At 66.2% G+C, this 22,872-nt stretch carries 23 protein-coding genes; 20 read left to right on the top strand and 3 right to left on the bottom strand.

Annotated features, from left to right (window positions below; translation table 11 throughout):
• From AC3FKG_RS28730 to AC3FKG_RS28825, 20 genes are all read left to right on the top strand, one after another.
• The coding region (locus AC3FKG_RS28730; protein WP_488744766.1) for a methyl-accepting chemotaxis protein at window positions 1–963 on the top strand (963 nt) is incomplete at its 5' end.
• 57 nt (window positions 964–1,020) lie between these two features.
• Entirely contained in the window at window positions 1,021–1,788 is a 768-nt protein-coding gene (locus AC3FKG_RS28735) for a DUF4088 family protein (protein ID WP_483712548.1), read from the top strand.
• 371 nt (window positions 1,789–2,159) lie between these two features.
• On the top strand, window positions 2,160–2,477 hold the full coding sequence (flhD, locus tag AC3FKG_RS28740; RefSeq protein ID WP_211950543.1) for a flagellar transcriptional regulator FlhD: 318 nt from the start codon (window positions 2,160–2,162) through the stop codon (window positions 2,475–2,477).
• Window positions 2,474–3,082, top strand: coding sequence for a flagellar transcriptional regulator FlhC (gene flhC, locus AC3FKG_RS28745; RefSeq protein WP_483712546.1), 609 nt, complete (start codon window positions 2,474–2,476; stop codon window positions 3,080–3,082). The genes flhD and flhC overlap by 4 nt, the downstream gene beginning before the upstream one ends.
• Before the next feature lie 121 nt (window positions 3,083–3,203).
• Window positions 3,204–4,067 (top strand): flagellar motor stator protein MotA, encoded by an 864-nt coding sequence (gene motA / locus AC3FKG_RS28750; RefSeq protein WP_483712544.1) that lies wholly within the window; start codon window positions 3,204–3,206, stop codon window positions 4,065–4,067.
• Between the two features lie 18 nt (window positions 4,068–4,085).
• Window positions 4,086–5,045 carry a flagellar motor protein MotB gene (gene motB, locus AC3FKG_RS28755; RefSeq protein WP_483712542.1) on the top strand — a complete coding sequence of 320 codons (960 nt, stop codon included), beginning with the start codon at window positions 4,086–4,088 and terminating at the stop codon, window positions 5,043–5,045.
• A 61-nt stretch (window positions 5,046–5,106) separates the two neighbouring features.
• On the top strand, window positions 5,107–7,119 hold the full coding sequence (gene cheA / locus AC3FKG_RS28760; protein ID WP_488744767.1) for a chemotaxis protein CheA: 2,013 nt from the start codon (window positions 5,107–5,109) through the stop codon (window positions 7,117–7,119).
• Window positions 7,120–7,147: 28 nt separating this feature from the next.
• Window positions 7,148–7,642, top strand: a complete 495-nt coding sequence (locus AC3FKG_RS28765; RefSeq protein WP_488744768.1) for a chemotaxis protein CheW — start codon at window positions 7,148–7,150, stop codon at window positions 7,640–7,642.
• A gap of 62 nt (window positions 7,643–7,704) precedes the next feature.
• Window positions 7,705–8,616: a CheR family methyltransferase gene (locus AC3FKG_RS28770; RefSeq protein ID WP_483712537.1), complete on the top strand. Its 912-nt coding sequence runs from the start codon at window positions 7,705–7,707 to the stop codon at window positions 8,614–8,616.
• Window positions 8,616–9,269 (top strand): chemoreceptor glutamine deamidase CheD, encoded by a 654-nt coding sequence (gene cheD, locus AC3FKG_RS28775; RefSeq protein WP_483712535.1) that lies wholly within the window; start codon window positions 8,616–8,618, stop codon window positions 9,267–9,269. The genes AC3FKG_RS28770 and cheD overlap by 1 nt, the downstream gene beginning before the upstream one ends.
• 21 nt (window positions 9,270–9,290) lie before the next feature.
• Window positions 9,291–10,364, top strand: coding sequence for a protein-glutamate methylesterase/protein-glutamine glutaminase (locus tag AC3FKG_RS28780; RefSeq protein ID WP_483712534.1), 1,074 nt, complete (start codon window positions 9,291–9,293; stop codon window positions 10,362–10,364).
• 84 nt (window positions 10,365–10,448) lie between these two features.
• A complete protein-coding gene (gene cheY / locus AC3FKG_RS28785; protein WP_483733167.1) occupies window positions 10,449–10,835 on the top strand; it encodes a chemotaxis response regulator CheY in 387 nt (128 codons plus the stop codon).
• A gap of 17 nt (window positions 10,836–10,852) precedes the next feature.
• Window positions 10,853–11,485, top strand: coding sequence for a protein phosphatase CheZ (gene cheZ, locus AC3FKG_RS28790; RefSeq protein WP_483712533.1), 633 nt, complete (start codon window positions 10,853–10,855; stop codon window positions 11,483–11,485).
• A 299-nt stretch (window positions 11,486–11,784) separates the two neighbouring features.
• Window positions 11,785–12,927 (top strand): flagellar biosynthesis protein FlhB, encoded by a 1,143-nt coding sequence (flhB, locus tag AC3FKG_RS28795; RefSeq protein WP_488744769.1) that lies wholly within the window; start codon window positions 11,785–11,787, stop codon window positions 12,925–12,927.
• Window positions 12,924–15,005 (top strand): flagellar biosynthesis protein FlhA, encoded by a 2,082-nt coding sequence (flhA, locus tag AC3FKG_RS28800; RefSeq protein ID WP_488744770.1) that lies wholly within the window; start codon window positions 12,924–12,926, stop codon window positions 15,003–15,005. Before flhB ends, flhA begins: the two co-directional genes overlap by 4 nt.
• Window positions 15,006–15,015: 10 nt before the next feature.
• On the top strand, window positions 15,016–17,451 hold the full coding sequence (flhF, locus tag AC3FKG_RS28805) for a flagellar biosynthesis GTPase FlhF (protein ID WP_488744771.1): 2,436 nt from the start codon (window positions 15,016–15,018) through the stop codon (window positions 17,449–17,451).
• An 11-nt stretch (window positions 17,452–17,462) separates the two neighbouring features.
• On the top strand, window positions 17,463–18,254 hold the full coding sequence (locus tag AC3FKG_RS28810) for a MinD/ParA family ATP-binding protein (protein WP_488744780.1): 792 nt from the start codon (window positions 17,463–17,465) through the stop codon (window positions 18,252–18,254).
• A 98-nt stretch (window positions 18,255–18,352) separates the two neighbouring features.
• The gene (locus AC3FKG_RS28815) at window positions 18,353–19,069 is read left to right on the top strand and encodes an RNA polymerase sigma factor FliA (protein WP_483712528.1); all 717 of its coding nucleotides are present in this window, start codon (window positions 18,353–18,355) and stop codon (window positions 19,067–19,069) included.
• 41 nt (window positions 19,070–19,110) lie between these two features.
• Window positions 19,111–19,518 (top strand): flagellar protein FlhE, encoded by a 408-nt coding sequence (locus tag AC3FKG_RS28820; RefSeq protein ID WP_488744772.1) that lies wholly within the window; start codon window positions 19,111–19,113, stop codon window positions 19,516–19,518.
• Between the two features lie 273 nt (window positions 19,519–19,791).
• Window positions 19,792–21,021: an NAD(P)/FAD-dependent oxidoreductase gene (locus tag AC3FKG_RS28825; protein WP_483712526.1), complete on the top strand. Its 1,230-nt coding sequence runs from the start codon at window positions 19,792–19,794 to the stop codon at window positions 21,019–21,021.
• Window positions 21,022–21,033: 12 nt separating this feature from the next.
• Here AC3FKG_RS28825 and AC3FKG_RS28830 read toward each other — a convergent pair whose 3' ends face one another.
• The 3 genes from AC3FKG_RS28830 to flgA form a co-directional block, all read right to left on the bottom strand.
• A complete protein-coding gene (locus AC3FKG_RS28830) occupies window positions 21,034–21,495 on the bottom strand; it encodes a flagella synthesis protein FlgN (RefSeq protein ID WP_488744773.1) in 462 nt (153 codons plus the stop codon).
• A gap of 11 nt (window positions 21,496–21,506) precedes the next feature.
• Entirely contained in the window at window positions 21,507–21,815 is a 309-nt protein-coding gene (gene flgM / locus AC3FKG_RS28835) for a flagellar biosynthesis anti-sigma factor FlgM (RefSeq protein WP_483712523.1), read from the bottom strand.
• 146 nt (window positions 21,816–21,961) lie between these two features.
• Window positions 21,962–22,711: a flagellar basal body P-ring formation chaperone FlgA gene (gene flgA, locus AC3FKG_RS28840; protein ID WP_488744774.1), complete on the bottom strand. Its 750-nt coding sequence runs from the start codon at window positions 22,709–22,711 to the stop codon at window positions 21,962–21,964.
• Window positions 22,712–22,872: the final 161 nt, after the last annotated feature.

Here is a 22,872-nt window from a genome sequence, read left to right on the forward strand (position 1 = left end):
GCCGCGGGCAACAACGACCTGTCGCAGCGCACGGAACAGCAGGCCGCGTCGCTGGAAGAAACGGCATCGAGCATGGAGGAGCTGACCAGCACGGTGCGCCAGAACGCGGACAACGCGCGGCAGGCGAGCGGGCTGGCGGCGAACGCGTCGGAAACCGCGGTGCGCGGCGGCGAAGTGGTCAGTCGCGTGGTCAACACGATGGAAGAGATCAACGATGCGTCGCGCAAGATCGTCGACATCATCGGCGTGATCGAAGGCATTGCGTTCCAGACCAACATCCTGGCGCTGAATGCCGCCGTGGAAGCGGCGCGGGCCGGCGAGCAGGGCCGCGGCTTCGCGGTGGTGGCGGGCGAAGTGCGCAGCCTGGCGCAGCGCAGCGCGAACGCGGCCAAGGAGATCAAGGGGCTGATCGGCGACACCGTGGCGCGGGTGGACAACGGCACGGCGCTGGTGGGCCAGGCGGGCACGACGATGGACGAGATCGTGCAGGCGGTGAAGCGCGTGACCGACATCATGGGCGAGATCAGCGCGGCGTCGGCCGAACAGAGTTCGGGCATCGAGCAGGTGAACCAGGCCGTGGCGCAGATGGACGAGGTGACGCAGCAGAACGCGGCACTGGTGGAGCAGGCCGCGGCCGCGGCAGGTTCGCTCCAGGACCAGGCGGGGCGCCTGCAGACGGCGGTTGGCACATTCCGCCTGGGAGCGGACGGCACGCATGCTCCGGCCCGCTTCGAGCCGGCCGCTTCGGTCCGGACCGCCGTGCGGCCGTCCGGCAAGGCCAGGCCGCAAGCCGCGCGCAAGACCGCGCGGGCCGGCAAGCCGGCGCAGGACGTTGCTCCGGCGGTATCCGCGGCAGCAGATGCCGCCAGTGAACCGCTGACCCAGCCAGCCACGACCGTCCGCGCGGCCCCGCGGGCGGCCGTGCCCGCCACTGCGGACAACGGGGACTGGAGCGCGTTCTGAGCCCCGGCGGCCGGCAACCGTTGCAACGGGTTTCCGGCCGCCTTTGCCTTCGATGCCATGAATACCAATATCACCCTGGCCTTGTCGCCAGATGACGTGGCCAGGCTGCGCCGCGAGTTCGTTGATTTCGTCGCCCTGTCGACGAACTTCGACAAGGACTTCCTGCCGCCTGAGTTCAATGACTTCCTGCGGGCCCGGCTGCTCCAGCACGACGGTCCGCTGACGGAACGCGCGGTCATGCGACTGCTGGCCAGCGGCGAATATGGCTGGGCGCGCAAGGTGTTCGACAAGCAGTTGCCCAATGCCCTCTCGTCGCTGATGCGCGATGCGCGGCGATTCGGCTTTGGCCTGGCCGTGCAGTCGGACTGGACGCCGCAACAGCGCTTCGAGCATGCGCGCGAATGGGCGGCCCAGGTGCTGGCCGAGTGCGGCGCCGATGCCGCGTTCACCGAAGCGCTTGCCTCACAGGTTGCTGCTTCGGCAGAAGATGTCCGGGTGCTGGAGGAGCGCATGCGCACGCCGGCATGGGTGCTGGCGGAAAGCCTGCGGCAGCGCGCCTATGACCTGATGTATGCGCTGCAGACCGAGGAAAACGAGACCCTGGGGCGTTCGCGAGTCGGAGAGTTGCGGGCCACGCTGACGCTGGCGCTGCAGTACGGATCGGTGCAGGCCGAAGAAGCCAACCGCGTACTCGAACAGGCCGCGCGGGCGCGCCCTCATCTGTTCCAGGAAGCGCCCGACGACGTGTTCGCCCGGCTGGCCGCGTGGTTGAGGCGACTGTTCAGTTCGTCACATTCCGGTTCGTCAATAGTGGAATCCCGGTAAACGCCGCTAAATCAGCCCATGCAATGACTTAGACGTCGCAGGATTGCGTTACATCAAATGTTGCAGGCCGGTTTTGTTACAAAATTCGTCCAGCCATGTATCTTCCGTGCGACATTACGGTTCCCCCCGCGTAAGTAGGGATTGGCATAGCGGGCAGAATGCCGATATAAACGTACCAGTTTCACTTACACTCTGTAACACTTGTAACGATTTGGTATGGAGCGAGCAAGGGAAGCCGGGCTGAAGTTCCTATTGTCGTACGTAGTACCCGTCTGATACGCATGTAAACGATCTGGTCGCCGACAGCCCTCTACCGGGCCGCCGGTAAGCGCCGGACAAGCGCAGGGCGGGTTTTTGGTAGCGGGGAAAAATTGGAAAGCAGTGAAGTTCTCCAGGAGATCAGGGAGGTTAACCTCGCCTATCTGCTGCTCGCACAACGCTTGGTGCGAGAAAACCAGGTGGAAGCCATGTTCAGGCTTGGTGTCAGCAAGGAAATTGCGGACATCCTTGCCAAGCTGACGTCGGCGCAACTCGTGAAACTGGCAGCATCGAACATGGTGCTGTGCAGGTTCCGCTTTGACGACCACGCGCTTCTGTCCACCCTCACCCATACGGCCAAGAGCCACGATATGCAGCAGATGCACGCTGCAATCCTTCTTGCCCGTCAGCCTGTGGAGTCGCTCAATTGACCGCGCTCCTGCAGGCGCCTTCCGCGCGCAGCATTGCCTCCGCGTCGGTTCCCAGCCGCAAGAGCGTACTCCAGGATGCCAACCAGACCCAGCTCGCCATCGAGCTGATCGGCCTGGGTGCGCGCCTGCAGGTGCTCGAGGCCGAAACCACGCTCTCGCGCGACCGGCTGATCCGCCTCTACAAGGAGCTGCGCGGCGTTTCACCGCCCAAGGGCATGCTCCCGTTCTCGACGGACTGGTTCACCACCTGGCTGCCGAATATCCATTCGTCGGTGTTCTTCTCCGCGTACCAGTTCATGGTGCAGGAAGGCGAGACCGTGGGTATCCGTGCGGTGGTGGCTGCATACCGCCTGTATCTCGAGCATGTTTCGCTGCTCGGCGGCGAAATTGTCTTAAGTTTCACCCGTGCCTGGACGTTAGTACGGTTCTTCGAGAGCAATATGCTGCAGCTTTCCGGTTGCACGTGTTGCGGCGGAAAGTTCGTCACGCACGCCTATGAGCCGCACGCGAACTTCGTGTGCAGCCTGTGCCGTCCGCCATCGCGTGCCGGGAAGGTGAAGAAGCAGCCCTCGAAGAACGCCGCCGCCTTGCAGACCGAAGCCTGATCCTGGTTGAGGTCCGCCAGGCTGGCAAGCTGCGCAGCACTGGCGGACCGGATGTCCCAGTCCGCCCTGTGCAACGGGCAATCGTGCGTGACAGACGCGCTTTTTTGACGGGGATCCGATCGTGCTAGTAGTTCTTGGCTATATCGTCGTGGTAGCGGCGGTGCTTGGCGGTTATGCCATGACCGGCGGCCACATGGGCGCGCTATATCAACCGGCGGAGCTTGTGATCATCGGTGGCGCCGCCGCCGGTGCCTTCGTCGCCACCAATACCACCAAGGCCCTCAAGGCGACGCTCAAGGCGTTGCCGGGCCTGTTCAAGAGCTCCAAGTACAAGAAGGAACTGTACCTGGACGTCATGTCGCTGCTGTACGTGCTGCTGTCCAAGGCCCGCCGCGAAGGCATCCTGTTCCTCGAGAAGGAAATTGCCGACCCGGCTGCGAGCAGCGTGTTCAGCCAGTATCCACGCATCCTGTCCGACCCCGTCGTGATGGAGTTCCTGACGGACTACCTGCGCATGATGGTCAACGGCAACATGAATGCGTTCGAGATCGAGGCCCTGATGGACCACGAAATCGAAACCTTCCGCCACGAGGCCGAGATTCCCGCCCATGCGCTGTCGCGCGTCGGCGACGCGCTGCCCGCCTTCGGCATCGTGGCCGCGGTGATGGGCGTGGTGCACGCGCTGGCTTCGGCCGACCTGCCGCCGGCCGAGCTCGGCGCGCTGATCGCCCACGCCATGGTCGGTACGTTCCTCGGCATCTTGCTGGCCTACGGCTTTGTTTCGCCGCTGGCGTCGCGCATCGAGTTGCAGGTGTCGGAGAACGTCAAGGTCTACGAGTGCATCAAGGTGGTCCTGCTGGCTTCGCTCAATGGCTACGCACCGCTGGTGGCCGTGGAATTCGGCCGCAAGGTGCTGTATTCCACGGTGCGCCCGTCGTTCCTCGAGCTGGACGACCACGTCCGCGAAGTCAAGAGCCTGAGCTGATCCTGCCGAGACACCGTCATGAGCAGCGCAAACGATATGCGTCCGATCATCGTCCGCAGGGCGAAGTCGCACGCCAGGCCACATGGTAACCACAGCTGGAAGATTGCCTACGCCGACTTCATGACGGCGATGATGGCGCTCTTCCTGGTGCTGTGGCTGCTGTCCAGCGCCAACAAGAAAACCCTCGAAGGCGTTGCCGAGTATTTCCGCATGCCGCTGAAAGTCGCCATTGTCGGCGGCGAAAAAAGCAGTCAGTCGCCCAGCGTGATTCCCGGCGGGGGCCTGGACGTGATGCGCAAGGACGGCGAAGTCGCGCGTGCGCATGACAACGACCCGTCCGCGGAACAGCGCCGCAACGAGTACCAGGAAGCGCAGCGCCTGCGAGCGCTCAAGAGCCGGCTCGAAGAGATCATCGAGAACAATCCGATGCTCAAGCAATTCCGCCCGCAGCTGCTGCTCGACATCACCAGCGAAGGGCTGCGCATCCAGATCCTCGATACGCAGAACCGCCCGATGTTCCGGACCGGCCGCGCGGAGGTGGAGCCGTATATGCGCGCGATCCTGCGCGAGATCGGCCCGGTCCTCAACGAACTGCCCAACAAGGTCAGCCTGTCCGGCCACACGGACGCCGCCAATTATTCCAACGGCGAGCGCACGTACAGCAACTGGGAACTGTCCAGCGACCGCGCCAATGCCTCGCGGCGCGAGCTTATCGCCGGTGGCATGCAGGAAGGCAAGGTGCTGCGCGTGCTGGGGCTGGCGGCCACCATGCCGCTGGACAAGGGGGACCTGCTCGCCCCGGTGAACCGGCGCATCAGCATCGTGGTGCTGAACCACAAGGCCCAGGCCAGGTTCGAGGCGGAGAACGCCAGCGCGGCGGAGGTCACGGTGCAGGCCCAGGCCGGCAAGGCGGCCGGCGCGATGCAGGAAGGGCTGGCCGCGTCCGCCCCGGCGGTGCCCAAGGCAAAGACGGAATGATGCGTTGCCGCCGTGCATGGCGGCAGCGCTTAGCGCAGTAACTTAGTGAGTCAGGACGCCAATGTCTGTCGATATCGATATCACACAGTTTTACCAGACCTTCTTTGAAGAAGCGGAAGAGCTGCTCGTTGAAATGGAGCAGCTGCTGCTTGGCCTGGACATCGAGTCGCCCGACCCGGAAGACCTCAACGCGATCTTCCGTGCCGCGCACTCCATCAAGGGCGGTGCGGCGACCTTCGGGTTCGCGGCACTGACCGAAACCACGCATATCTTCGAGAACCTGCTGGACCGTACGCGCCGCCAGGAACTGGCGTTGTCCAGGACCATCATCGACACCTTTCTGGAAACCAAGGACGTGTTGCAAGATCAGCTCAACGCCTACCGAAACGGCACCGAACCCGATCCGCAAACGCTGGCGCGCATTTGCGCCGTGCTGCAGCAGCTGGCCCAGGAGGCTACCGGCGCGGCCGCACCTGCGCCTGCGCCGGCAGCCGTGCCGGCGCCCGCTGCAGCCGCCGCCGTGGGCGGTGGGCTGAAGGTCCGGCTGATCAAGGTGTCGGCCTCCGACCAGGCGCTGCTGCGTGAAGAGCTTGCCAATCTTGGCGAGATCACCGGCCAGCAGGAAGAAAACGGCGAACTGGTGATCTGGCTGAACAGCCAGTGCGACGCCGACGACATCATCGCGGTCTGTTGCTTCGTGATCGATACCGACCAGATCGTGGTCGAGGCAGCCGGCGCGTCCGCCCCGGCCGCGGGGCCCGTCGCAGCGCCTGCCGCCGCACCGGCACCCGCACCCGTTTCGGCACCGGCGCCGGTAGCCGCCGCGCCGGCTGCACCGGCGGCCAAGGAAAAGACCAAGCCGGCGGCAGCTGCCGCGCACAGCCAGGAATCGGGCTCGATCCGCGTGCCGACCGAAAAGGTCGACCAGATCATCAACCTGGTGGGCGAACTGGTTATTACCCAGTCGATGCTGGCGCAGACGGCGTCCTCGCTCGACCCGGTGCTGTTCGACCGCCTGTTCTCCGGCATGGGGCAACTCGAGCGCAATGCGCGCGACCTGCAGGAGTCCGTGATGTCCATCCGCATGATGCCGATGGACTATGTGTTCTCGCGTTTCCCGCGCCTGGTGCGCGACCTGGCTGGCAAGCTCGGCAAGCAGATCGACCTGGTGACGTTCGGCAAGGCCACCGAGCTGGATAAAAGCCTGATCGAACGCATCATCGACCCGCTGACCCACCTGGTGCGCAACAGCCTGGACCATGGCATCGAGACGCCCGACAAGCGCGTGGCCGCGGGCAAGGACCCCACCGGCCAGCTGATCCTGTCCGCGCAGCATCATGGCGGCAACATCGTGATCGAGGTCAGCGACGACGGCGGTGGCCTGAACCGCGAACGCATCCTGGCCAAGGCGATCCAGAACGGCCTGCCCGTGTCCGAGAACATCAGCGACGAGGAAGTCTGGCAACTGATCTTCGCGCCGGGATTCTCGACGGCCGAAGTGGTGACCGACGTGTCGGGCCGCGGCGTGGGCATGGACGTGGTCAAGCGCAACATCCAGGAGATGGGCGGCCACGTGGAGATCAGCTGCCGTCCGGGCCTGGGTACCACCATCCGCATCGTGCTGCCGCTGACGCTGGCGATCCTTGACGGCATGTCGGTCAGGGTCGGCGAGGAGACCTTCATCCTGCCGCTGAACTGCGTGATGGAATCGCTGCAGCCGAAGTCCGAGGACATCCATACCGCGGCCAATTCGGACCGCGTCATGCATGTGCGTGGCGAGTACCTGCCGCTGCTGGAGATGCACCGCGTCTTCAACGTGGCCGACGCGCTGCAAGAGCCGACGCAGGGGATCGCCGTGATCCTGCAGGCCGAAGGCAAGCGCTTCGCCCTGCTCGTGGACCAGCTCATCGGCCAGCACCAGGTCGTGCTGAAGAACCTGGAAACGAACTACCGCAAGGTGCCGTGCATTTCCGCCGCCACCATCCTTGGCGACGGCAGCGTGGCGCTGATCGTCGATGTCGGCGCGCTGCAGCGCACCGGCGTGCGCCGGCAGGAACCCGCGCTGGCGCAGTAATCGCCCAACCAAAGGAGAACTAGACATCATGGCCGGCATCGGACAGATCGATACCCCCGGAAGCGAGGCTTCGGGCCAGGAGTTCCTGGTGTTCACGCTGGGGACGGAAGAGTACGGCATCGACATCCTCAAGGTGCAGGAGATCCGCAGCTATGAAACCGTGACGCGCATTTCCAGCGCGCCGGACTTCATGAAGGGCGTGACCAACCTGCGCGGCGTGATCGTGCCCATCGTCGACCTGCGGATGAAGTTCCGCCTGGGCAACGTGCGCTATGACCACCAGACCGTGGTGATCATCCTGAACGTGGCGGGCCGCGTGGTAGGCATCGTCGTCGATGGCGTGTCCGACGTGCTGACACTGACCGGCGACGCCATCAAGCCGGCGCCGGAGTTCGGCGTGTCGGTGTCCACCGAGCACCTGACGGGCCTGGCCACGGTCGAGGGCCGCATGCTGGTGCTGATCGACATCGAGCGCCTGATCACCTGCCCGGATATGGAACTGATCGAAGCCGAGTCTGCGTAAGCGGCGCCTTTGGCGCAACAATCCGCAGCCCCCAGCGTTACCAAGCATTGCCACGCGAACCCATGATGCCCAACCGTACCGCCGCCAGCCTTGCCCCGGGCGCGATCGCCGCCAACGCGGCGGCTGCCGCCCTGCGGCGCGACGAGTCGCGCGATTTCCTGCTGACAGAGCGCGACTTCGAGAAGATCCGCGCACTGATTCATCGGCGCGCGGGCATTTCGCTGGGCAGCCACAAGCGCGAAATGGTGTACTCGCGCCTCGCGCGGCGCCTGCGGGCGCTGCAGCTCGCAGACTTCGCCAGCTACCTGGCCATCCTGGATGCCGACGACGCATCGCCGGAGTGGGAGTACTTCACCAACTCGCTCACCACCAACCTGACATCGTTCTTCCGTGAGGCGCATCACTTCCCCTTGCTGGCCGAGCATGCCAAGAAGACCGGCAGGCCGTACAGCGTCTGGTGCTGCGCGGCGTCGACGGGGGAAGAGCCGTACTCGATCGCGATGACGCTGGCCGAGGCGCTCGGCGATCGCGCGGCGACGGTGCTGGCCACCGATATCGATACGCAGGTACTGGCCAAGGCGCGCGCCGGCGTGTATTCGGAAGAGCAGGTCGCGCGCCTCTCGCCAGAGCGGCTCAAGCGCTTCTTCCTGAAAGGCACCGGCCAGCGCGCGGGCTCGGTCAAGGTCAAGCCGGACGTGGCCTCCGCCATCACGTTCGAGCCGCTCAACCTGCTTGCGCCCGACTGGGGCATCCGCGAACGCTTCGATGTGATCTTCTGCCGCAACGTGATGATCTACTTCGACAAGCCGACGCAGGGCCGCATCCTGGAGCGTTTCGCGCCGTTGCTCAAGCCGGGCGGCCTGCTGTTCGCCGGCCATTCGGAGAACTTCTCCTACGTCACGCGCGCGTTCCAGCTGCGCGGCCAGACCGTGTACGAACTGGCGACGGACGCCGCCCGCGCAGGAAGGCCCTGATGCGTACGCCGCACCTTCCCGAAGCCATTGCCACGCGCAAGTACTTCGATCGCGAGTTCGATCGCCAGGCGATCAAGCTGCTGCCGAACGAGTACTACGTGACCGGCGAGGATGTGGTCCTGACCACCGTGCTCGGCTCCTGCGTGGCCGCGTGCATTCGCGACGAAAAGGCCGGCGTGGGCGGCATGAACCATTTCATGCTGCCCGATGACGAGGGCGGTACCGCGGACCGCATGCTGTCGGCGTCGATGCGCTATGGCTGCTACGCGCTGGAAGTGCTGATCAACGAGCTGCTCAAGATGGGCGCGCGGCGCGAACGCCTGGAGGCCAAGGTCTTCGGCGGCGGCGCGGTGCTTGCCAACATGACCACGCTGAACATTGGCGACCGCAACGCGGATTTCGTGTTGCGCTACCTGAAGACCGAAGAAATCCGCGTGGCCGCGCAGGACCTGCGCGGCCCGCATGCAAGGCGCGTGAGCTATTTCCCGGTCACCGGCCTGGCACTGGTGCGCCGCCTGACGCGCCAGGACGACCAGGTCTCGGTCGAACGCGACGAGCGCGCGCTGGCGCGTGCCATCGCGACGTCCGGCACGGCGCCGGCGCGCGGCGGAGAGCTCTTTGGGCGCGCGCCGGCGACGCGCGTGCCTTCCTGAACAAACCAACGCAGAACGACTATGACTGCTGCCAAGATCAAGGTGCTGTGCGTGGATGACTCCGCGCTGATCCGCAGCCTGATGACGGAGATCATCAACAGCCAGCCCGACATGGAAGTGGTAGGGACTGCGCCGGACCCGCTCGTGGCGCGTGACATGATCAAGCGCCTGAATCCCGACGTGCTCACGCTCGACGTCGAAATGCCGCGCATGGACGGCCTGGACTTCCTGGAGCGGCTGATGCGGCTGCGCCCGATGCCGGTGCTGATGGTGTCGTCGCTGACCGAGCGCGGTTCCGAGATCACCATGCGCGCACTGGAGCTGGGCGCGGTGGACTTCGTCACCAAGCCGAAGCTGGGCATCCGCGACGGCCTGATGGATTACACCGACACCATCGCGGACAAGATCCGCGCCGCGTCGCGCGCACGCGTGCGCCAGGCCCATGTGCCGGAGACCGGCACGGCCGCCGCCGCGCCGATCCTGCGCAGCCCGCTGCTGTCGACCGAGAAGCTGATCATCCTGGGTGCGTCGACCGGCGGCACGGAGGCGATCAAGGACTTCCTGATGCCACTGCCCCCGGACAGCCCTGCCGTGCTGATCGTGCAGCATATGCCGGCCGGCTTTACGCGTTCGTTCGCGCAGCGCCTTGACGGCCTGTGCCGCATCACGGTCAAGGAAGCCGAGCACGGCGAACGCGTGCTGCCTGGCTACGCCTACATCGCGCCCGGCGATTCGCACCTGCGCCTGGCACGCAGCGGGGCCAACTACGTGGCCCACCTGTCGCAGGAAGCGCCGGTCAACCGCCATCGTCCGTCCGTCGATGTGCTGTTCGACTCGGCCGCCGAACACGGCGGCAAGAACGTGATCGGGGTGATCCTGACTGGCATGGGCAAGGATGGCGCCAAGGGCATGCTGCGGATGCGTGAAGCGGGTGCCTACAACCTGTCGCAGGACGAGAGCACCTGCATCGTGTTTGGCATGCCGAAGGAGGCGATCGCCGCCGGCGGCGTGCATGAAGTCGTGCCTTTGCACGCGATGACCCAGCGCGTGATGGCGCGGCTGGCCACTTACGGGACCCGCGCGCAACGGGTCTGAGATAACGGAGCCGGACTGTTTCCGACTGGTCCGGACCCGACAAGCGAACGACATTCCACAACTGCATCTACCGGAGCCTTAAAAGTGGACAAGAGCATCAGGATCCTCGTGGTCGACGACTTCCCGACCATGCGTCGGATCATTCGCAACCTGCTCAAGGAGCTGGGCTTCAATAACGTCGAGGAAGCCGAAGACGGCGCCGCCGGGCTGGAGAAGGCCAGGGACGGCAGCTTCCAGTTTGTGATCTCTGACTGGAACATGCCCAATATGGACGGCCTGAGCATGCTGCAGGCGATCCGCGCCGACGCCGCCATCGGCAAGACGCCCGTGCTGATGGTGACGGCCGAAGCCAAGAAGGAGAACATCATTGCCGCAGCCCAGGCCGGCGCCAACGGCTACGTGGTCAAGCCGTTCACCGCCGCGACGCTGGACGAGAAGATCACCAAGATCTTCGAGAAGCTGGGCGGCTGAAGCCGACGGAGCGTCCCATGACCCCGACTATTCCGAACGATTCCGCCGAACAACTGATCCTGCGCATCGGCAACCTGACGCGGATGCTGCGCGACAACATGCGCGAGCTCGGCCTTGACAAGGAAATCGAGCGCGCCGCCCAGGCCATTCCCGATGCACGCGACCGCCTGAACTACATTGCGGTCATGACCGAGCAGGCGGCCGAGCGCACGCTCAATGCCGTGGAGCTGGCTCAGCCGATCCAGTCCGCCATCGAGCAGCAGGCCGAAGGCCTGGACAAGCGCTGGGACGCCTGGTTCGAAACGCCGGTCGAGCTGGGCGATGCCCGCGCGCTGGTGCTCGACACGCGCGCGTTCCTGACGGAGGTGCCGAAGCAGGCCCGTGCCACCGGCAGCCATCTGCTGGACATCATGATGGCGCAGGACTTCCAGGACCTGACCGGCCAGGTCATCAAGAAGATGATGGACATGATCCGCACGCTCGAGCACGAGTTGCTCCAGGTGCTGATCGAGAACGTGCCGACGGAGCGCCGCACGGAGGTCCAGGCCGCCACGCTGCTCAACGGTCCGCAAGTCAATCCCGAGGGCAAGGCGGATGTGGTGTCCGACCAGTCCCAGGTGGACGACCTGCTGGCCAGCCTGGGGTTCTAGGCGTAGAAATGGACGCGCCGTTGCCCCCTCTTCCGCTTGCGGGAGAGGGGGCAACCAACTGGTCGGGTAAGGTCCGTCGTTACCTGACGCTTCCCCGCATCGCGACCGGTGAGGTTCTTCTTCCCGGCTAAAGTCGGCCTGCCCGGTTGCCGTTAACTCCCTGCCGGTGCTCATTTCCCAAACAGCACCGAAATCTCCCGCCTTTTCCTCTGAATGCCCGCTCGGGCACGCTTCGATAATCCTCGCTGACCCATGGCGGCCATTGCGTGCCGCCCTGACCGTCCTGTCACGGAGCGTGGATGTCCGAAGAAAGCGATCTCGAGAAGACCGAACCCGCCTCACCGCGGCGCCTGGAAAAGGCGCGCGAGGAGGGGCAGGTCGTTCGCTCGCGCGAGCTCGCCACGTTGATCATGCTGACCACCGGCGTGGCCGGCCTGTGGACGTTCGGTGGCGTGTTGGGCCGCGCGCTGGATACCGTCATGCGGCAGTCGCTGCGTTTCGAGCCTGCCACGGCGTTCGATCCCTCGCGCATGCTGACGGCCTTCGCCAGCGTGGTCTGGGAAAGCCTGCTTGCCTTCCTGCCCTTGCTGCTGCTGTTCGGCGTGGCGGCCCTGGCCGCGCCGTTGCTGACCGGAGGCTGGACCTTTTCCGCCAAGGTCCTGGCGCCGAACTTTGGCCGCATGTCGCCGCTCTCGGGACTGGGCCGGATGTTCTCCGCGCATTCGCTGGCGGAACTGTTCAAGGCCATCGCGAAGTCCTTGCTGGTGGGCAGTGTCGGCGCCTGGGTCGTCTGGCACCGTCTGCCCGACGCCATCGCGCTGATGAACGCGCCGGTCCAGGAGGCCTTGCTGCACATGCTGGACATGGTCCTGCACTGCTGCCTGGCGGTGGTGCTGTCGCTGCTGGTCGTGGCCGCCATCGACGTGCCGTGGCAGTTCTACGAGCACTTCAAGAAGCTGCGCATGACCAAGGAAGAGGTAAAGCAGGAATTCAAGGAAAGCGAAGGCGACCCGCATATCAAGGGCCGCATCCGCCAGCAGCAGCGTGCCATGGCGCGGCGCCGGATGATGGCGGAAGTGCCCAAGGCCGACGTGGTGGTGACCAACCCCACGCACTTTGCCGTGGCGCTGCGCTACGAGGAAGGCCGCATGGGCGCGCCGCGCGTGGTGGCCAAGGGTACCGACGAGGTCGCCGCGCGCATCCGCGCCCTGGCGGCCGAGCACCGCATTCCGCTGATGTCCGCGCCGCCGCTGGCGCGCGCGCTGCACCGCCACGTGGAACTGAACCGGGAAATCCCGGCCGGCCTCTATGCCGCCGTCGCCGAAGTCCTGGCCTGGGTCTATCAACTGAAACACTGGCACTACTCGCAGGGTCCGGAGCCGTCCGCGCCTGTCGACCTGATGGTGCCGGATGAACTTGCCGTTCCGGAAAGCCGCGCATGAACGCTTTGAACTCCCTGCTGAACCTGCCTGGCCTGCGCAATGCCGGCCAGCTGAAGGCGATGACCGGGCCGCTGCTGATCGTCATGATCCTCGGGATGATGATCCTGCCGCTGCCCGCGTTCGTGCTGGACCTGTTGTTCACGTTCAATATCGCGCTGGCGATCATGGTGCTGATGGTCAGCATGTACACGCAGAAGCCGCTCGATTTCGCGGCGTTTCCGGCGGTGCTGCTGTTCACGACGCTGCTGCGCCTGTCGCTCAACGTGGCGTCGACGCGCGTCGTGCTGCTGGAGGGCCATACCGGTCCGGACGCCGCCGGCAAGGTCATCGAGGCGTTCGGCCACTTCCTGGTCGGTGGCAACTTCGCGGTCGGCATCGTGGTGTTCGCTATCCTGGTGGTGATCAACTTCATGGTCATCACCAAGGGCGCGGGGCGGATTGCCGAGGTGGGCGCGCGCTTCATGCTGGATTCCATGCCCGGCAAGCAGATGTCGATCGACGCCGACCTGAACGCCGGCCTGATCAACGAAGAGCAGGCCAAGAAGCGCCGCGCCGAAGTCGCGCAGGAGTCCGACTTCTACGGCGCCATGGACGGCGCCAGTAAATTCGTGCGCGGCGATGCCGTGGCCGGCCTGCTGATCATGTTCATCAACGTCGCCGCCGGCATGGTCGTGGGCATGGTCCAGCATGACCTGGACTTCGGCACCGCCGTGCACAACTACACGCTGCTGACGATTGGCGACGGCCTGGTCGCGCAGATCCCGGCATTGGTGATCTCGACGGCCGCCGGCGTGATCGTGTCGCGCGTGTCGAACGAACAGGACGTCGGCGAGCAGCTCACCGGCCAGCTCTTTACGAACCCGCGCGTGCTGTACCTGACGGCCGGCATCATCGGCATGATGGGCATTATCCCCGGCATGCCGCATATCGCCTTCCTGCTGCTGGCCGGCGGCATGGCCTGGCTGGGTCGCCATCTGGCGCGCCGGGCGGTCTCCACGGAACAGGCCAGGCAGCGCGAAGAGCGCGCGCCCGCCGCGACACAGGAATCGACCGAAGCGAGCTGGGACGACGTCACGCTGGTGGACCCGCTTGGCATGGAAGTCGGCTATCGCCTGATCACGCTGGTTGACCGCGCACAGGATGGCGAACTGCTTGGCCGCATCAAGAGCATCCGCAAGAAGGTGGCGCAGGAGATCGGCTTCCTGGTGCCGGTCGTGCATATCCGGGACAACCTGGAACTGAAGCCCAACGCCTACCGCATCACGCTCAAAGGCGTCGAGATCGGACGTGGCGAAGCCATGCCGGGGCAGTGGATGGCGATCAACCCGGGGCAGGTCAGCGGCGTGCTGCCAGGCGCGGCGACCAAAGATCCCGCCTTTGGCCTGCCGGCTGTCTGGATCGACGCCGGCATGAAGGAGCAGGCGCAGGCCTACGGCTACACCGTGGTGGACGCCAGCACCGTGGTTGCCACGCACCTGAACCACCTGATCCACATGCATGCCGCCGAGCTGCTGGGCCGCCAGGAAGTTCAGTTGCTGCTCGATCGCATCGCCAAGGAAGCGCCGAAGCTCACCGAGGACCTGGTGCCCAAGGCGATCTCGCTCACGGCGCTGCAGAAGATCCTGCAGAACCTGCTCGACGAAGGCGTGCCCATCCGCGACATGCGGACCATTCTTGACGTCATAGCCGAGCACGCCCCGAAGATCAGCGACCCGAACGAACTCACTTCGCTGGTGCGCCAGTCGCTGGGCCGGGCCATCACGCAGCAGCTGTTCCCCAATGGCGCGGACCTGCAGGTGATTGGCCTCGATGCCGGCCTGGAACGCGTGCTGTCGCAGGCGCTTACCAATGGCGGTGGCATCGAGCCGGGACTCGCCGATGCGCTGCTGCAGCAGACCCAGGGTGCCGTCGTCCGGCAAGAGCAGATGGGCCTGGACCCGGTGCTGTTGGTGCCGTCTCAGTTGCGCCCGCTGATGGCGCGCTTCCTGCGGCGCACCATGCCGCAGCTGAGGGTGTTGTCCCATGCCGAAGTGCCGGACAACCGCAATATCCGTATTACCGCAATGATCGGTGCGTGAGGAACGCAAGATGAGCGTAGCGAAATTCGTCGCGGCCAACGGCCGTGAAGCCATGCGCAAGGTGCGCGAAGCCATGGGCCCCGATGCCGTGGTGCTGTCCAACCGCACCATCGACGGCGGCGTGGAGATCGTCGCTATGCGCGATGCCGATCTCAGCGCCACATCGGCGGGCGCGCAAGTCTACGTTGCGCCAGAGCCCGTCGTGGCAGCGCCCGAGCCGGCTGCCATCGGCGACCTGCGCGGCGAGCTGCAGTCCATGCGCGCGCTGCTCGAACGCCAGCTGGCGGGGCCGGCTCCGGCCGCGGCCACCGGCGCGGTGGCCGCGGGGGATCCGCTGCGCGAGTCGCTGTTTGGCTGGATGGTCGGGGCCGGCTTCTCGGCACAGCTCGCGCGCACGCTGCTGGCACGGCTGCCGGTAGGCTGCGACCGTCCGGCGGCCATGACGTGGATTCGCGCCGAGCTGGCCAGCAAGGTGCCGGTGCTCGGCAACGAAGAGGCCTTGTTCGACCAGGGCGGCGTGCTGGCGCTGATCGGGCCTACCGGCGTGGGCAAGACCACCACCACCGCCAAGCTCGCGGCGCGCTACGTGCTGCGCCACGGCCCCGAGCGCCTGGCGCTGCTGACCACCGACAGTTTCCGTATCGGCGCGCACGAGCAGCTGCGCATCTACGGCGACATCCTGGGCGTGCCCGTGCATGCGGTGAAGGACGCCGCCGACCTGCGCTTCGCGCTGGCGGCGATGAAAGACAAGCACCTGGTGATCATCGATACCGTTGGCATGAGCCAGCGCGACCGCAACCTGTCCGAGCAGATCGCCATGCTCGCGGGCGTGCAGGCGCCGGTACAGCGCGTGCTGCTGCTCAACGGCGCCAGCCATGGCGACACCCTCAACGAGGTGGTGCATGCCTACCGCCACGACGCCGTGCCGGAAGGCGGCGGCGTCGACGGCTGCATCATCAGCAAGGTGGATGAAGCCACGCACCTCGGTTCCGTGCTGGACGTGGTGATCCGTCACCGCCTGCCCGTGTTCTACGTGTCGACCGGGCAACGCGTGCCGGAACACCTCGAACTCGCCAATGGCGCCACGATGGTCGAGCGCGCCTTCCTCACGCCGCGCCGCGGTTCGGTGTTTGCCGATGCCGACGCCGCGCGCAGGCAGGCCGGCAGCCTGGATGACACACCGGCCCGCCAGGGCGGTGCCGATGACGTGCTGCGTTCGCTGACCGACAGCGCGGACGCGCTGGGCCAGTGCGTGAGCGAACTCAATGCCGCGCAGCATGGCTTTGAACTGGCACGCCAGCTCTGGCAGCAGCGCGCTGCCGACGCGCCCACGCTGCGGCCGATGGCGCAGCAGGTGCGCGAGGCCGTCTGCCGCGACGTGAACCGCGAATGCGACCAGTTCGTGCTGTCGCTGGCGGCCACGCTGCAGGTGCCCGTACCTGGCCGCCGCGCGCCGCAGTCGATGCTGCATACGCTTTGGCTTGGCGATCGCATCGGCATGCCGCTGGCCGCCACGGTCACCCCGGCTGGCCGAGCTGGCCAGGCCATGGGCGAGGCTGACGCCGAAGCCGCTACGCTGCGCGCCACGATCGGTGCGGCCCGGCCTGTCGTCCATCTCGTCGATGCGCTGCCGGCGGCTGCCACGCTGACGCGCTGGCAGCAGGCCGGCGAACGCTGGGTGGCCGCCACGCGCAAGACAGCGCGCGTGATCTGCGGTGGCACCGCGTGGAAGCTGGACGCTCTGGCCGAAACGCTGACGTTCCACGCCGTGGGCGAAGTCAATGTGCGCGGCCGAGAAGCCGTACAGTGGCTGGCAACGACCGAGGTACGCGTGCCCGAGGGCCCCGTTCGCGGCCGCGGCGCGCCGGAAGGCGGCATCGACGCCCAGCTCGTGATCGCCAGGACGGTCGACTACGTCTCGGGCGAGCTGCTCGATACACGCTATCTGCTGTGCGATCCGCAACTGTCGGGCCACGCCGCGCATGCCGCGCGCTGGTCGCTGTGGGCGGACAACGCCGAAGTCCAGTTCCGCACGCTGCGCCATGCGCTGGACCATTTCGCGCAAGACGGCGAAGGCGCCAGCGCCGCCGGCGGCGGCCTGGCGGCGCTCCAGCTGGGCGTGACCGCGCTGCGCCTGGAACATTCGCCGACGGCTACGGCGCCGGCCTTCCTGGCCCGCCTGGCGGGCCGCAGCGGGCCGCGCCAGCCGGGCAGCGCCGCGGTGGCCGGTCCGGTGCTGAATGAAGGCATGGGCCGCCTGCTGGCCTTGCTGGACGTGCTGGAAAGCTATCCGGGCCGCCAGTCGGATGGCACGCCCGACACCGTTGATCTCCTCGAAAGCGACAACACCGTTGCTGCCATCGGTGCCGCGCGGCCCGCTGTGGCGGCGCCGGCCGGTTCGTTGTCCGGACTGCCCGAACTCATGGCTCCCGGAGTCACGTCGTGAGCACGCTGGCGATGGACCAGGCCGAGAGCCTGCGACGCATGCTGGCGCCGCGCGTCACGCGCCGCATCGCCGTGGTGGCCAGCGGACAGGGGGCGGGGGCGACCACCATTGCCTGTGGCCTGGTGCATGCCTTGTCGATGCAAGGCGAACGCGTGCTGCTCGTCGATGAGGACCGGGCCGGCCATGCCGTAAGACTGACCGGCGCGGAGCCCGCCGGCTCGTTTGCCGACGTCCGGGCAGGCCGCCTGACGCTGGAGGCTGCGCTCGGTGCGCGTCCGGCTGGCGCTGCCGCGGTATTGCCGGCTGGTACGCCACAGTCGAACGTCGCGCAATGGCCGGATTCGCTGTCCGGCTTTCGCAGCGTGCTGATCGATGCCATGACGGACGCGGATGGTGCGCTCTCCGCGCTGGCGGGCGCCGCGCACAACGTGCTGGTGGTGATGCGTCCGGAGCTGGCCTCGATCACCGCGGCCTATGCCTGCATCAAGCGCCTGCACCATCTGCACGCCTGCCGGCATTTCCACCTGGTGGTCAACATGGCGGCCACCGACGCCGCGGTGCAAGCCATTGCCGGAAACCTCGCGCGCACCGCGCGGCAGTACCTTGGCGTCGAGATCAGTAGCGCTGGCTGGCTGCCTGCCGATCCGCTGGTGACGCGCAGCGTGCAGCTCGGGCGCTGCGTGGTGGAAGCCTACCCGGCTGCGCCAGCCACGATTGCATTGCGCCGGGCGGCCAGTGGCATTGGCGCATGGCCGTTGCGCGCAGAGCGGGTCACGGCCGCGCCATCCGCCGTGGCGGCCTGAACGCATGACCGTTCGCAACGGAAGACGACCCCGCCCCTGACCCCGCCGGCCCGCCATGCGGGCAGGCTTTGCAAGCAAGCATTCACGAGAATTCCACCATGTACACGATCCAGGGAAAGCTCGAACAGGCCGACGTGGTCAAGACCCACGCGCAGCTGGTGCGCCGCATCGCGCTGCAACTGGCGGCCAAGCTGCCGGCCAGCGTGCAGATCGATGACCTGATCCAGGCCGGCATGATCGGCCTGCTCGACGCGGCCAAGCGCTATGAGGATACGCATGGCGCGCGATTCGAGACCTACGCCAGCCAGCGTATCCGCGGCGCCATGCTTGACGAGGTGCGGGCCAACGACTGGCAGTCGCGCAGCCTGCGCCAGTTCACGCGGCGCATCGAGCGCACGCAGCGCGGCCTGGAACAGAAGCTCGGCCGCGCACCGCTCGACTCGGAAGTCGCGCAGGAACTGGAAATGCCGCTGGACGACTACCAGGTCTTGCTCAACGAGGTCTATGGCTGCCAGCTCCTTCACTACGAAGACTTCGAGCGCTCGGGCGAAGAAGACTTTCTCGACCGCCATCTTGGCGTCAGCGAAGACGGCAATCCGCTCACGCAGCTGATGGAGAACGGCATGCGCGAAGCGCTGATCCGCGCCATCGACCGGCTGCCCGAGCGCGAGAAGCTCGTGCTGTCGCTGTGCTATGACCAGGAACTCAACCTGCGCGAGATCGGCGCGGTGCTCGAGGTGACCGAATCGCGCGTCTGCCAGATCCGCGGGCAGGCGATCACGCGCCTGCGCAATCAATTGCGCGGCATGCTCTGATGCGCGGCCGGTCTGGCATCGGACGGGGTGTCCAGCATGCCATGGCGGCCGTGCTGGCGGCGATCGCCACCGCAGCGTGGGCCGCGCCCGAGGCCGGCACCCGGCATGCCTGGAGCGCATCGGTCAATGGACCGGCGCTGTATGGCCGCGGCCAGCGCACCGTTTCTCCTCCGATCCTGCCAAGCGGCAACCTGCCGCAATCCGAAGGCATCATCACCTCGGTGCGCTGGCACTACAGCTTTGTCGCGACACCGCCGGTGGATCTGCAGGCTTACCTCTGCAATGCCCAGCGTTGCGTGATGCTGCCGCAGTCTGAAGGCAAGACCGACGCCTTCGATGGCGACGACGCGACCCAGGGCTTTGTGTTTGCCTTCAGGCTGCCCGGGCAGGGTGCGGTGGCGCCTCTGCTGCAGGGCAAGAGCAATCAGGTGATCGTGGGGTTCCGTTGACCGACAGCGTGCCAGCGCCGGTGTGACGACCAAACCCACATCGATATCGCCGCCTGGCACCACCGGCACTGTTCTGTTTCCACGTTTCCCTTCATTCGGTAGCATGTGGTCATACTGTCTCGCGACAGTGTTCGCGGCCCCTTGTTGCCCATCCCTTCCGTAGCGATGCCGTCGGATCCCGCAGGTCGCGATTTCCTGTGGGGAGGGGGCCGCCTCGTCACTAGCTTCAGTTTGCCATGCGCTGCGTGCGGGCTGAATGCGTTGGAGGATCAAATGGAAGATCAAGTTGCAGACGTGCTGATCATCGGCGCCGGGCCCGCGGGCTCCGTGGCAGCCGGGCTGCTGCGTCGCCGGGGTATTGGCGTGATGGTGCTCGAGAAGGAGACCTTCCCGCGTTTTTCCATTGGCGAGAGCCTGTTGCCGCAGAGCATGGAATACATCGAGGCGGCCGGCATGCTGCAGGCCGTGGTCGAAGCCGGGTTCCAGTACAAGAACGGCGCGGCGTTTGCGCGTGGCGACCGTTATGTCGATTTCGATTTCCGCGACAAATTCTCGTCCGGCTGGGGAACCACCTACCAGGTACAGCGGGCCGATTTCGATCATGTGCTGATCCGCGAAGCGGAGAAGCAGGGCGCGGAAGTCCGCTTCCGGCACCAGGTGACTGACGTGGACGTATCGGGGGCGCAGCCGGTCGTGACCGTGCGCGATCCCAATTGCAACAGCTACCGCGTCACCAGCCGCTTCCTGCTCGATGCCTCCGGCTTCGGGCGCATCCTGCCGCGGCTGCTGCAGCTCGAAACGCCATCCGGCTTTCCGGTGCGCAGCGCCATCTTCACGCATGTCGAAGACCGCGTGATGCCGGGCACCTTCGACCGCAACAAGATTCGCGTCGGGATTCATCCGCGGCATGTGGATGTCTGGTACTGGACCATTCCGTTTTCGAACGGCCGCTGTTCACTGGGCGTGGTCGCCGAGAAGGCTTTCCTTGACGGCTATGCGGGCAGTGACACGGAGCGGCTGCAGGCACTGGTGAACGAGGATCCGGCCCTGGCGGGCCTGCTGGCCAATGCCGTCTGGGATACCCCAGCACGCCATATCGCGGGCTATGCGGCAAACGTGAAATCGCTGTGGGGCAATGGCTACGCGTTGCTCGGCAACGCGGGCGAATTCCTGGATCCCGTCTTCTCGTCAGGCGTGACGATCGCGTTCAAGTCGGCAAGCCTCGCGGCCGGATGCATCGTGCGCGAATTCGCGGGCGAGACGGTGGACTGGGAGGCCGACTATGCGCGCATCCTGAAGTCAGGTGTCGATTGCTTCCGTACGTTCGTCGATGCGTGGTATGCGGGAAGTTTCCAGAAACTCGTCTTTCATCCAGATGCAACGCCCGATATCCGCCGCATGATCTCCGCCGTGCTGGCCGGTTATGCATGGGACCGTTCGAATCCGTTCGTCAGAAACCCTCAGCGGGGGCTCAGCGTGCTCGGGCAGTATTGCGACGACTGAACGCCGCCGCCTTCAGCCGCTGGCCAGGCTAACGCCGCCGCCGCCGGCGGCGGCCTTGCCGTTCTTGCCGTACAGTCCGGAATCGCCGCCGCTGTGCTGGCGCAGCACGTTGATGGCTTCGCGCGTGTGATCCAGGTGCGCGGAGACGATCGCGCCATTGATCTGGTTTTTGTCGCGTGCGCCGCGCGCGGCGAAAATGAGCTTGCGCCAGGCATCGCCCACGGCCGGCTCGATATTGCGGCCAAGCAACTGGCCCTGCGGGCCGGCGCGCAGGCCGAGCGCGCCCATCTGGGCCTCGCGTGCGGCGACCTGGCGCGAAAGCGCCTGACCCAGCGCCACCTTGCGCGTGAGCAGCCCGCTCAGGGACTGGTAATCACCGTCCTTGAGGGCTTCGCGTTCTTCCGTGAGCAGTTGGCCGAACGCCGTCACGGCTTCGGCTTCTTTCTGCAGGCTCTGGATCAGGGGCTGGCTCATGGTGGCTGTTATCAGTGGACGTCGCCCTGGCCCAGTTCGCGCAACGTGGCAATCAGGCCATCGGCGATCTTGCCCGGGTCGATCTTGATCCGGCCCTCGGCAATAGCCTGGCGGATCTCTTCGACCTTGGCGGTGTCGATGTCGTCGTCGGATTCGTTGGCCAGGCGGCTACCGATTTCACGGACCTGCGCGGCCAAAGGGCTCACGCTCACGCCGCTCGCAGGGGCGGCGGGAGCACTCTGCGCGGGCTGCGGCCGCACAGGGCTGTCCGCAGCCGGGGCGTCGGCCGGCCTGGACGTAGGAGAATGGTTGATCTTCACGGGCGTTCCTTGCTGGGTTCCCTTGTCATTACGGACGCCGCGGCGAAATCTTTAGGAGATTGTCGCCCCGACGGCAGGGATTGGCACGCATTGTCGCACGCCGGCCAGCCCTGCATTCCAGTGCCCCATGATGCACTCTCAGTGGTTCATTGCAGCACGACGGTGTCGCCGCTGCGCACCAGGCCGCTGACGACCTGGCCGTTGCGCAGGCGGATCTGCACGGTATTGCCAATGGCCGCATCGGCCAGGACCTTGCCTTCGCTGCTGATCTGGAACGCGTCGCCTTCTACCGCGACGGTGACGGTCTGCCCGGACTTCACGGCAATCGACTTCTTCAGCAGGTCGCTGCGCATTGGCGAGCCCGCCGCGACGCGGTTCGCGGTGACGGCGCCCACGACCTGCGCCGGGTCGGTGATCACGGCCTTGGGCAGCGTGGACAGGTCGCCCTGGCGCACCTCCAGGTCGGCCGGCGTCACTGGCTCGCCGGGGCCGAGCGCGTGCGCGGCGACGTAGTAATCGGACAGGACCGACACGCGTGCCTGCATATAGCGGATCCAGGGCCGCTCGCCGCCGCAGCGCACGCCGACCGAGACGCGGCCCCAGGGGGAAGCGCCCGGCGGCAGGAACGGATCGGGCGACACGCACTCCGGCGCGCGGCCGCCTGACGGAGGCTGCACCTGGACGCTGGCCTTGCCCGGCAAGCCGGCCGTCTGGCGCAGCAGGAACTGCTCCACCGATGCGCGCACCGGGTCTTCCGGAAACGGATTAGGCGCCTGCGCGGCGACCGGAGCGGCTTGTGCCGGCGCGGCCATGGGTGTGCCGGCCATGGCTGACAGGACGCCTCCCGCCAGCAGGGCCAGCGCCTTCCGGGTGGCGGCGCGATCAACTTTCTTCATGTCTTCATCCCAGCAAGGACGATGTGGCAGCCACGGGAAGATTCAGCCATCCCGCAGCCGCACGCAAGGAAACGGGTCCCATTGTAGGGAGGCGGTGCCAGGCAAGCCCTCCGAATTGCATGGATTTCCCGTCCTTATTCATCCGATTGGCGTGACAGGGG

It is taken from the genome of Cupriavidus sp. 22TCCZM04-2, assembly GCF_057798895.1.

What these genes read in the sequence shown, in the direction of transcription:
- AC3FKG_RS28735 (WP_483712548.1), top strand. Translation starts at nt 1,021, where the DNA reads ATGAATACCAATATCACCCTGGCCTTGTCGCCAGATGACGTGGCCAGG.
- motB (WP_483712542.1), top strand. Translation starts at nt 4,086, where the DNA reads ATGAGCAGCGCAAACGATATGCGTCCGATCATCGTCCGCAGGGCGAAG.
- cheA (WP_488744767.1), top strand. Translation starts at nt 5,107, where the DNA reads ATGTCTGTCGATATCGATATCACACAGTTTTACCAGACCTTCTTTGAA.
- AC3FKG_RS28765 (WP_488744768.1), top strand. Translation starts at nt 7,148, where the DNA reads ATGGCCGGCATCGGACAGATCGATACCCCCGGAAGCGAGGCTTCGGGC.
- AC3FKG_RS28770 (WP_483712537.1), top strand. Translation starts at nt 7,705, where the DNA reads ATGATGCCCAACCGTACCGCCGCCAGCCTTGCCCCGGGCGCGATCGCC.
- cheD (WP_483712535.1), top strand. Translation starts at nt 8,616, where the DNA reads ATGCGTACGCCGCACCTTCCCGAAGCCATTGCCACGCGCAAGTACTTC.
- AC3FKG_RS28780 (WP_483712534.1), top strand. Translation starts at nt 9,291, where the DNA reads ATGACTGCTGCCAAGATCAAGGTGCTGTGCGTGGATGACTCCGCGCTG.
- cheZ (WP_483712533.1), top strand. Translation starts at nt 10,853, where the DNA reads ATGACCCCGACTATTCCGAACGATTCCGCCGAACAACTGATCCTGCGC.
- flhB (WP_488744769.1), top strand. Translation starts at nt 11,785, where the DNA reads ATGTCCGAAGAAAGCGATCTCGAGAAGACCGAACCCGCCTCACCGCGG.
- flhA (WP_488744770.1), top strand. Translation starts at nt 12,924, where the DNA reads ATGAACGCTTTGAACTCCCTGCTGAACCTGCCTGGCCTGCGCAATGCC.
- flhF (WP_488744771.1), top strand. Translation starts at nt 15,016, where the DNA reads ATGAGCGTAGCGAAATTCGTCGCGGCCAACGGCCGTGAAGCCATGCGC.
- AC3FKG_RS28810 (WP_488744780.1), top strand. Translation starts at nt 17,463, where the DNA reads ATGGACCAGGCCGAGAGCCTGCGACGCATGCTGGCGCCGCGCGTCACG.
- AC3FKG_RS28815 (WP_483712528.1), top strand. Translation starts at nt 18,353, where the DNA reads ATGTACACGATCCAGGGAAAGCTCGAACAGGCCGACGTGGTCAAGACC.
- AC3FKG_RS28820 (WP_488744772.1), top strand. Translation starts at nt 19,111, where the DNA reads ATGGCGGCCGTGCTGGCGGCGATCGCCACCGCAGCGTGGGCCGCGCCC.
- AC3FKG_RS28825 (WP_483712526.1), top strand. Translation starts at nt 19,792, where the DNA reads ATGGAAGATCAAGTTGCAGACGTGCTGATCATCGGCGCCGGGCCCGCG.
- AC3FKG_RS28830 (WP_488744773.1), bottom strand. Translation starts at nt 21,495, where the DNA reads ATGAGCCAGCCCCTGATCCAGAGCCTGCAGAAAGAAGCCGAAGCCGTG.
- flgA (WP_488744774.1), bottom strand. Translation starts at nt 22,711, where the DNA reads ATGAAGAAAGTTGATCGCGCCGCCACCCGGAAGGCGCTGGCCCTGCTG.